This is a genomic window from Allobosea sp. ASV33 (assembly GCF_016428755.1).
GTDB lineage: Bacteria > Pseudomonadota > Alphaproteobacteria > Rhizobiales > Beijerinckiaceae > Allobosea.
Genome location: NZ_JAELTI010000039.1, coordinates 34,344 through 43,751, shown reverse-complemented (window position 1 = coordinate 43,751; position 9,408 = coordinate 34,344). Strand labels below are relative to the sequence as shown.

The 9,408-nt window shown below is 67.4% G+C and carries 8 protein-coding genes; 4 read left to right on the top strand and 4 right to left on the bottom strand.

What is annotated here, in order from left to right; genetic code table 11:
* Nucleotides 1-1,057 (top strand): MiaB/RimO family radical SAM methylthiotransferase (locus JHD80_RS13590; protein WP_199088105.1); only part of this gene is annotated, 1,057 nt, incomplete at its 5' end.
* Nucleotides 1,058-1,185: 128 nt separating this feature from the next.
* Here JHD80_RS13590 and JHD80_RS13585 read toward each other — a convergent pair.
* The 3 genes from JHD80_RS13585 to JHD80_RS13575 form a co-directional block, all read right to left on the bottom strand.
* On the bottom strand, nucleotides 1,186-2,295 hold the full coding sequence (locus JHD80_RS13585; protein ID WP_199088098.1) for a sulfite oxidase: 1,110 nt from the start codon (nucleotides 2,293-2,295) through the stop codon (nucleotides 1,186-1,188).
* A gap of 99 nt (nucleotides 2,296-2,394) precedes the next feature.
* Nucleotides 2,395-4,110 (bottom strand): AMP-binding protein, encoded by a 1,716-nt coding sequence (locus JHD80_RS13580; RefSeq protein WP_199088096.1) that lies wholly within the window; start codon nucleotides 4,108-4,110, stop codon nucleotides 2,395-2,397.
* Between the two features lie 215 nt (nucleotides 4,111-4,325).
* Nucleotides 4,326-6,410: an elongation factor G gene (locus JHD80_RS13575; protein WP_199088087.1), complete on the bottom strand. Its 2,085-nt coding sequence runs from the start codon at nucleotides 6,408-6,410 to the stop codon at nucleotides 4,326-4,328.
* Nucleotides 6,411-6,852: 442 nt separating this feature from the next.
* Between JHD80_RS13575 and JHD80_RS13570 the strand changes: the two genes are divergently transcribed.
* On the top strand, nucleotides 6,853-7,041 hold the full coding sequence (locus JHD80_RS13570) for a hypothetical protein (RefSeq protein ID WP_199088081.1): 189 nt from the start codon (nucleotides 6,853-6,855) through the stop codon (nucleotides 7,039-7,041).
* 196 nt (nucleotides 7,042-7,237) lie between these two features.
* On the opposite strand, the gene JHD80_RS13565 is transcribed toward JHD80_RS13570, so the two are convergent.
* Nucleotides 7,238-8,026 (bottom strand): SDR family NAD(P)-dependent oxidoreductase, encoded by a 789-nt coding sequence (locus JHD80_RS13565; protein WP_199088079.1) that lies wholly within the window; start codon nucleotides 8,024-8,026, stop codon nucleotides 7,238-7,240.
* A 176-nt stretch (nucleotides 8,027-8,202) separates the two neighbouring features.
* Here JHD80_RS13565 and rplS point away from each other — a divergent pair, with 176 nt between their 5' ends.
* Together rplS and JHD80_RS13555 are read left to right on the top strand one after the other, a co-directional pair.
* Nucleotides 8,203-8,598 carry a 50S ribosomal protein L19 gene (gene rplS, locus JHD80_RS13560; RefSeq protein ID WP_199088077.1) on the top strand — a complete coding sequence of 132 codons (396 nt, stop codon included), beginning with the start codon at nucleotides 8,203-8,205 and terminating at the stop codon, nucleotides 8,596-8,598.
* 337 nt (nucleotides 8,599-8,935) lie between these two features.
* Nucleotides 8,936-9,385 carry a MarR family winged helix-turn-helix transcriptional regulator gene (locus JHD80_RS13555; protein ID WP_199088075.1) on the top strand — a complete coding sequence of 150 codons (450 nt, stop codon included), beginning with the start codon at nucleotides 8,936-8,938 and terminating at the stop codon, nucleotides 9,383-9,385.
* Nucleotides 9,386-9,408: the final 23 nt, after the last annotated feature.

Below are 9,408 nucleotides of genomic sequence, written 5' to 3'. Positions count from 1 at the left end.
GATCGAGCCCGCCCGTTTCGCCGAGATGCCCGAGGTCGACCGCGTCCTCGGCAATGACGAGAAGCTGCGGCCTGAGAACTGGGCTGCGCTCGCACGCTCCAACAGCCTCGGCCATCCCGACACGACGACCACCGACAAGCTCGATGTCGGCGACATCATGGTCCGCACCGCCATGCGCGCGCCGGTCACCGGCCGCTTCGCCGGCCATACGCGCGGCTTCGTCCAGGTCCAGAACGGCTGCGATCATCGCTGCACCTTCTGCGTCATCCCCTTCGGGCGCGGCAATTCGCGCTCGCTCGCCATCGCCGATGTCGTCGCGCAATGCCGTACACTGCTCGAAGCCGGCGCCCGCGAGATCGTGCTGACCGGCGTCGACCTCACCAGCTATGGCCGCGATCTGCCCGGCGAGCCGACGCTGGGCGCGCTCGCCGGAGCGATCCTGCGCGCCTTGCCAGACCTGCCGCGCCTGCGCCTCTCCTCGATCGATGCGGTCGAGGTCGACGACACCTTGCGCGACCTGCTCGCGACCGAAGCGCGCCTGATGCCGCATCTGCATCTGTCGCTGCAGGCCGGCGACGACCTTATCCTCAAGCGCATGAAGCGCCGCCACAGCCGCGACGATGCCATCCGCTTCTGCGCGGAAATCCGCGCCTTGCGCCCCGACATCGTCTTCGGCGCCGATCTCATTGCCGGCTTCCCGACCGAGGACGAGGCGATGTTTACCCGCTCGCTCGACCTCGTCGCCGAATGCGGGCTGAGCTTCGTCCACGTTTTCCCCTATTCGGCACGCCCCGGCACGCCGGCCGCCCGGATGCCACAGCTCTCGGGAGAGATCGTCTCGGAGCGTGCCGCGCGGCTGCGTGCAGCGGCAAGCGCCGCGCAGGCCCGCCATCTCACAGAACGCATCGGTCGCCCGCTCAGCGTCCTGACCGAACGCGGCAATACCGGCCGCGCCGAGGATTTCACGCTGGTTCGCTTCGCGAGAGACGTCGCGCCGGGCGAGATCGTGCCGGTCACCGGCCACGCCGCCGACGGCAAGGCGCTTCTCGCGGCCTGAACGCGTTTCCTGGAAAGAATAGCCGCCTCGGTCGCCGATGGGAGGAGGAGTGACCGAGGCGGCAGAGCCATGCCCGGAATGGCAGACCCATTCCTTAGACGCGGCAGCCCGCCAAAAGGTTCAAAGCGTCACGCGACGACCGAGCCACGCACGCGCTGGACCTGATTGTTGCAGTATCCGCGCGTGTTCCAGACCGGCTCCAACGGTTGGGTGCCGCCCTCGGCATCGCGCGCCCGTGCCATGACGACGAACGGACCGGGCTGTCCGACGACGATCTCCGTCTCGAAGCGCTGCCAGGCGAAGCGCCCCTCGCCGGCCTGCAATGCGACTTCGCTCCAGCTCTCGCCGCCATCCCCGGAAACTGCGACCGATTCCAGTGGAACGGCGCCGCTCCAGGCAAAGCCCGCGACCTTCAATCGCTCGCCCTGCTGCACCACGAAGCCGTCGAGCGGTGCCGTGATCAACGATTTCACCGGCATGTCGGTGATGACAACGAAATTCGACGGATCGAGCGGCTCGCCGGGACGAACCGGCCGGATCGGCATCCGATAATCCGTCCCGCGCATCTTCTCGCCGTCATGCTCGATATCGCGCAGGCTGATCCGGTCGAGCCATTTCTGCCAGGCCGAGCCGGGATAGCCCGGCGCGACTATACGCAAGGGCCCGCCATGCAGGCGCGGCAAGGGCTCGCCATTCATGGCGAAGGCGATCAAGGTTTCCGGCGCCACCGCCTTGGCCATCGGCAAGCCGCGCGAGAGCGCCGCTTTCTCCGGCTTGCCGATCTGACGGTCCGGCGCGTAATGCGCGGTATAGATCGCGCCCGGCCTCGGGCCGGCATGCTCCAGCACATCCGCCAGCCTGACCCCGGTCCAGCGCGCGCAGCCGACGGCGCCGAGCCGCCATTGCAGGCCGTCCGTCGCCGGCGAAAAGCGCGAGCGGCCATTGCCGGCGCATTCCAGGACGGCGGTGACCGTGACGGTCTCGAAACGCTGGCGCAGGCCTTCGACGGTCCACACCTCCGGGCGCTCGACCTCGCCATCGATGGTCAGCGTCCAATCGCTGTCGTCGTCGATCTCCGGCAGATGGCCATTATTGCGGATGAAGAAGGAATCGACCGGCGTGATCGGCTCGTCGAGCAGCGCGAGCGCCGGCTCGGCATTCAGCGCCTCCTCCTCATGGACATGGAGGCCGGGCTTGAGGCGCCGCAGCAGCGGCAGTTCGACGAGTCGATGGGGCAAGCAGCGATGATCTCCGGCGGCGCGGGGCGGTCACCCGTCCCAGCGAAAGCCGACAAGAGATGACACGATGCCCGCCCGCCTGTCGACCGTTACCCGGCCTCAGCGCTTGGCGACGACCTCCTCGCGCAGCGCCCGGCGCAGCACCTTGCCGACATTGGTCTTCGGCAGGCTCTCGCGGAAGAAGATTTGCTTGGGCACCTTGTAGCCCGTCAGGTTCTCCTTGCAGTAGGCCCGCAGCGCATCCGCCGTCAGCGTCGGGTCCTTGCGCACGACGAAGGCGGTGACCGCCTCGCCGGAATGCTCGTCCGGCAGGCCGATCACCGCCGATTCCAGCACGCCGGGATGCGAGGCCAGCACGTCCTCCACCTCGTTCGGATAGACGTTGAAGCCGGAGACCAGGACCATGTCCTTCATCCGGTCGACGACCTTGACCTGCCCGTCCGGCAGCATGACGCCGACATCGCCGCTGCGGAAATAGCCGTCCGATGTCATGGCCTTGGCGGTCTCGTCCGGGCGGTTCCAGTAGCCGGCCATCACCTGCGGCCCGCGGATGCAGATCTCGCCGGCCTCGCCGAGCGGCATGTCGTTGCCCTCGGCATCGCGAATCGCGATCTCGGTCGAGGGGATCGGATAGCCGATCGTGCCGCTGAACTCGGTCAGGTCCGGCCGGTTGATCGTGGCGATCGGCGAGGTCTCGGACAGGCCGTAGCCCTCGATGATCGGCCGGCCGGTCACCGCTTTCCACTGCTTGGCGACCGCGGCCTGCGTCGCCATGCCGCCGGCTACCGCGAAGCGCATCTCCGAGAAATCGACCTGGCCGATATCGGGATGGTTGGCGAGCGCGTTGTAGAGCGTGTTGACCCCGGAGAAGAGCGTGAAGCGGCTCGCCTTCAGCGTCTTGATGAAGCCGGGAATGTCGCGGGGATTGGCGATCAGCAGGCTCTTGGCGCCGATGCGCAGCATGAACATGCAGCAGCAGGTCAACGCGAAGATGTGGTAGAGCGGCAGCGCGGTGACCATGACATGCTGGTAGTCGCTGCGTCCGAGCGGCGGCTCCAGCACCCATTCCAGCCAGAAGCCGGCCTGCTGGACATTGGCGGCGACGTTGCGATGCGTCAGCGTCGCGCCCTTGGCCACGCCGGTCGTGCCGCCGGTATATTGCAGGAAGGCGACGTCCTCCGGCACGACCGTCACCGGCGCCATCCGGGCCCCGCCCTGCAGGATCTGCTGGAAGCCGATCGAGCCCGGAAGATCGAACGGCTTCACCACCTTCTTGATCCGGCGCGCGACGAAATTGACGATTTTGCCCTTGAAGCCCATCAGGTCGCCGGCCGTGGCGATGACGATGGAATCGAGCTTCAGGTTCGGCTTCGCTTCCTCGACGACATGGGCGAAGTTCTCAATCACCACGAGCACCCGCGCCCCGGCATCGTTGATCTGATGCGTCAGCTCGCGCGCCGTATAGAGCGGATTGACATTGACGACGGTGAAGCCGCCGAGCAGCACGCCGAAGATGGCCGCCGGATAGGCCAGGATATTCGGCATCATCAGGGCAACGCGGTCGGCCTTCTTCAGCCCCTTGGCCTGGAGCCAGCCGGCAAATGCCTCGGCGGCGCGGCGCGTCTCGGCGAAGGTGATCGCCTTGCCGAAGCTCTCGAAAGCGGGGCGATTGGGATAGGTCGCGCAGGCGGAGGCGATCAGGTCCGCCAACGTCCCGATCTTCGTCTCGTCGAGTTCGGGCGGAACGGCCGGCGGGTAATGCGCAAGCCAAGGGCGCGAGGCGTTCCTGGCCTGCGTGGCGCCAGTCGCAGTCATGTTTCCCTCCCTGGTGCCCGGTTAGCCGCTTTGGAAAGCGGGTTCCGGTGCATTTTCATGATCGTACAGTGCGGAACAGCAGCCGGCAGCGCAAGCGCCAGCCGCCATAAGCCGTAGAATGTTCACATCTAAACAGTCCGCTCGGCACGAAATCAAGCCCAAACCAGGAGCCCTGCGAGGGCTACCGGCGGGAAGGAGGGTGGTCGAGGTCGAGATCAGCGCCCTTGCGCCACGGCGAGCGCCTGCGCGGAGACCACCGCCTCGGCCGGCTTTCCGGCGAGTTCCGCGAGATGGTCGAAACGCGCGCTGAACGAGCCCACGCCGGATGTGGCCGAGCGCAGTTCGACGATCAGCCCGGTCATCTCGGCTTCCGGCACCAGCGCCTTGATCTGGTCCCAGCCGCGCCAGCCGGCGCGGGTGTCGTAGCCGAGAATCTGCCCGCGCCGGGCGGAGATCAGCGCCGATGCCCGCGACATCGCCTCCGAGGGAATGACGACATCGACCGACAGGATCGGTTCGAGCAGGACCGGCTTCGCCTGCGGCATCGCCTCGTTCATGGCGAGCCGCGCCGCCTGCCGGAAGGCCATGTCGGAGGAATCGACCGTGTGATAGGTGCCGTCGGTCAGCGTCACCGCGACATCGACGATCGGGAAGCCGAGCGGCCCCTTCTCGCAGAAATCGCGCATGCCGGCCTCGACCGAGCCGATATACTGGCGCGGCACGACGCCGCCGGTGATCTTGTCGACGAACTGGATGCCCTCCCCGCGCGGCAGCGGCGCGACCTCGATCACCACGTCGCCGTATTGGCCATGGCCGCCGCTCTGCTTGCGATGCCGGCCGCGCGCGCCGGCCTGCCCGCGGATCGTCTCGCGATAGCCGACCTGCGGCGTCTTGCTGGTCACCGTCACGCCATAGCGGCCCGCGAGCTTCTCCAGCGCGACGCGCAGATGCATCTCGCCCTGGCCGGACAGGCGGGTCTCGCCGAGTTCCGGCACCTGCGTCACCGCCAACGCCATGTCCTCCTCGGTCAGGCGCTGCAAAGCCGCCGCGAGCCTGACATCGTCCTTGCGGTCCTTGACCGCGATGGCGAAGGCATGGACGGCCTCGGGCGGCGCGACCGCGCTGACCACGCTCGCCCGCGCCTTGCCGAGCATGAAGGCCTCGCCCGTGGAGATGCCGTCGAGCTTGGCGAAGCCCGCGACCTCGCCCTCCTGCGCCGCGGGCTTGCGGCTCTGCTCCGATCCTTTCAGCGAGACGACGCCGGCGATGCGCGCCTCGACACCGCCCGAGGAGGTCACGACATCGCCCTCCGCCAGCCGCCCGCGCATCACCCGCGCCAGCGAGAGCTTGCCGCCCTGGCTCGAATGCCAGGTCTTCATCACCTGTGCGAGCGGCGGTCCTTCCGGCAGGATGCCGGCCCGGCCACGCGTCTCCGCCAGCCCCGGCGCCTCGTGCCGGAGCGCCTTGAGCAGGCGCGTCACGCCATTACCGCGCTCGGCGGCGCCGATCAGCACCGGCACGACATGGCGATGCTGCAACTCGCGAGCGAGATCGTCGAAGACGCGGTCGCGCGGCGGTTCCATGTCCCCCAGCAGTTCCTCCATCAATTCGTCGTCATAATCGGCGAGCTTCTCCAACATCGAGAAGCGCGCGTCCTTCTCGCGGCCGGCCTCGTCGACCGCCAGCGGCACGATCTCGCTGGGTGCGTGCTCGCGGTAGATGAAGGCCCGTTCCAGCGCGAGGTCGATGAAGCCGACCGCGATGCCGTTCTTCCAGATCGGGATCTGGCGCAGCAGCAGCGGCGTGCGCGAGGCGCGCTGCAGGATGCCGAGCGTCTCGCGCACCCGGCGCGAGGCCGTGTCGATCTTGTTGAGGAACAGGAAGCGCGGGATGTCGGCTTCCTCCAGCTCGCGCAGCACGAGCTCCAGCGCCGGGGCCTTCCTGTCATCCGCCTCGCAGACGACGACGGCGGCGTCCACCGCCGGCAGCACATGGCGCATCTCGTGCAGGAACTCGACCGAGCCGGGGCAGTCGATGAAATGGAAGGTATCGCCCAGGAAATCGACGGTCGCGACCGAAGGCTCCGTGCTCATCTGGTGCGCGCGCGCTTCCGGCGCCGCATCGCCGACCGTGTTGCCCCCCTTCACCGTACCGGTGCGGGTCAATGCCCCGCATCGCATCAGGATGCTTTCGAGCAGCGTCGTCTTGCCGCTCTGGAAGGGGCCGACGAGCGCGATGCATCGCGGCCCCGCGCTTCGGGTGCCAGTTGCGGAGACTCCGTTCTGTGCCGATGCGGGCATGGTTTCCTCCTTCGGGACTGGCCGCGATGGAGGAGAAGGTTTGGCGACCCCGGCTCCGGCGCGGTGGAAACCCGGCGGGAACAGCGCATGCGCTCACGCCGGACGGGCGGCGGTCGCTCCGGCCCGACAAGGTCGGGCGGCCGTCGGAGAGGCAGTGGGGGAGAGGTTCGCGCCGATCGGGAGCGGACGCAAGCGCTTTGTCGGGGCGAAGACGAGCGGGCGAAGCCCCAGCGAGCCATGACGGCGCGTGCACCATCCGGACGGCTATCCCGCCGTCCCGACCTATGATTTCATCAGGCCTGCACCGCCCGGCTGCCCGTGCAGACAGCATGGCCGGCGACCACGCGCGCCTCGCTGCTTTAGCAGCCGGGAACCGGAAGGATCGCCGGACATTCTACGGGCGGGCCGCCAATGCGGCGGCGACGAGCATGGAGAACGGCCGATGGCTGAGAACGCTTCGCAAATGGAACTGGACGAACGCATCGCCCTGCTCAGACGCAATATTTCCGAACTGATGGAGCAGGCGACGGGAGCTTCCGGCGCCGCGGTGGAGGAGGCCCTCGCCAACCGCCTCAGCGAGCAGCAGGACATGCTCAACGAACTGCTGAAGAAGCGCGAGGCGATGGGGTAGCGACCACCTTCCAGGAACGGTTGCCCTAGACAGAACCGCACCGTCATTCCGGGGCTTCGCGTCAGCGAAGAGCCCGGAACCCAGAACCGATACCGTTTCCGGAAAAGCGCGGTTAGGTCTCCGCTTAAGTTCAAAACGGCATCGGTTCTGGGTTCCGGGCTCAGGCCTGCTGCCTGCCCCGGAATGACGGCGGAGCTTAAAGATTCCGCCGCTCGCCGCGCAGCGTCGCGAGCCCGATTCCGGCAGCATCGAAACCGCCATCGACGGCCAGGACCTGCCCGGTGATGTAGGTCGCCCGGTCGGAGCAGAGGAAGAAGATCGCCTCGGCCAGTTCCTCCTCCAGCCCGTAGCGCCCGAGCGGCACGGCATCGCGGTAATCCGCCCGGATCTCGGGGCTGTGCACCGCCTTGGCCATCGCCGTCTCGACCGGTCCCGGCGCGACGGCGTTCACCCGGATGCCGAGACCTGCCAATTCGACCGCCTGCTGCTTGGTGAGATGGGCGAGCGCCGCCTTCGAGGTGCCGTAGGCGACCCGCAGCGTCGAGGCGCGCAGGCCCGAGATCGAGGTGATGTTGACGACGGCGCCGCCGCCATTGTCGGCCATGGTCCGCGCCGCGAGCTGCGTCGCCAGGAAAGGGCCGGTCAGGTTGACCGCGAGCACCCGCTGCCATTCGTCATGGGTCGTCTCCAGCAGCGGCTTGAACACCGCCGTGCCGGCATTGTTGACGAGGGCATCGAGCCGCCCGAAGCGCTTGGCCATGCCGGCGAAGGCCGATTCGAGCTGCGCCGGCATCGCCACGTCGCAGGTCAGCACCAGCGTCCGCTCGGGCGTCGCGATCTCGGCCGCCGCGCGCTGGAGCCCGGCGCCGTCGATATCGAGCAGGCCCACCTGCCAGCCCTCAGTCAGGAAGCGCTTGGCGGTGGCAAGTCCGATGCCGCGCGCGGCCCCGGTCACGAGGGCGGTCTTGATAACGGGATCGGTCATGGCATCTCGTCCGGTGGCGTGTCGCTTCCGCACAGGCTATGCATAGGGATGGCGCAGCCAACAAGCCGGGATTGCCGCTCGACAAATGTCGCGCGCTCCTGTATGGCCCCGCACTCAACTGAAAACAGCGAGCCGAAAGCCCGCGCTTCCGCGCGAATACGGCCATGGAGAGACCCATGAACATCATCGAACAGCTCGACGCCGAGCAGATTGCCAAGCTGAGCGAAGGCAAGGCCATTCCCGCCTTCCAGCCCGGCGACACCGTGCAGGTCAACGTCAAGGTCAAGGAAGGCGAGCGCAGCCGCGTTCAGGCCTATGAAGGCGTCGTGATCGCCCGCAACGGCGGCGGCCTCAACCAGAGCTTCACCGTCCGCAAGATTTCCTATGGCGAGGGCGTCGAGCGCGTCTTCCCGCTGTTCTCCCCGAACCTCGATTCGATCAAGGTCATCCGCAAGGGCAAGGTGCGTCGCGCCAAGCTGTATTACCTGCGCGATCGTCGCGGCAAGTCGGCCCGCATCGCCGAGCGCGTCGATGCCAAGCCCGCCAAGGGCCAGAAGGCTTCCGGCAAGTAAGCCGAACGCCTCGGCGCCGAAAGCCTCGGCACAGAGATTGGAACGCGGTCCTTCGGGGCCGCGTTTTTTTGTTGTCTGAGGCCAGGGACGGAACCCCGATCCACCGGCCTTCCGCGGAACCGCAGCGTTATCAAGGGCTCGCCGGGATCCATTGGAGGGCTCCGGGGCTCTACGATGGATCCCGATCTGCGCGGCTGCGCAGCTTGTCTGGGATGACGAGCGAATCCACCGAATGGCAATGCAAAAATTGCATGCCAGAAACACAATTCATCAGTTGATATGCACTCAAAGCACATATAAGTAAGACAATCATTAGCATGCTATTTATGTTGGCGCTATGGACCTTATCCAGCTTCAGGCTGCGTTCACCGGCGAGCTTGCCGCCGTCAATCGCAAGCTGCGGGCGCTCGTCGACGAGCGCGCCCGCGACATGGGCCTGACGCTCTCGCGGGCGCGTCTGCTGATGGAGCTTGCGCGCGAGGACGGGCCGATCCAGTCCGATCTCGCCGGCCTTCTCGATATCGAGCAGCCGACATTGGTCCGGCTTCTCGACGGACTGGAGCGCAACGGCATGATCGAGCGCCGCGCCGTCGAGGGCGACCGGCGCGCACGCCGCGTCTTCCTGACCGAAAACGCCCGTGCCCAGGCGCAGGACGTCTTGGACTTCCTCGCCGAGCTGCGGGCCGGTATCCTGCAGGGCATTGCCCCCGAGGAGCTGGAAGCAGCGCTCGACGTGCTGCGCCGCACCTCGCGCAACATCGCCGCCGGCCGGAGCGCCGCATCGTGAGCACGCCCGAAGCCTCGACCGTG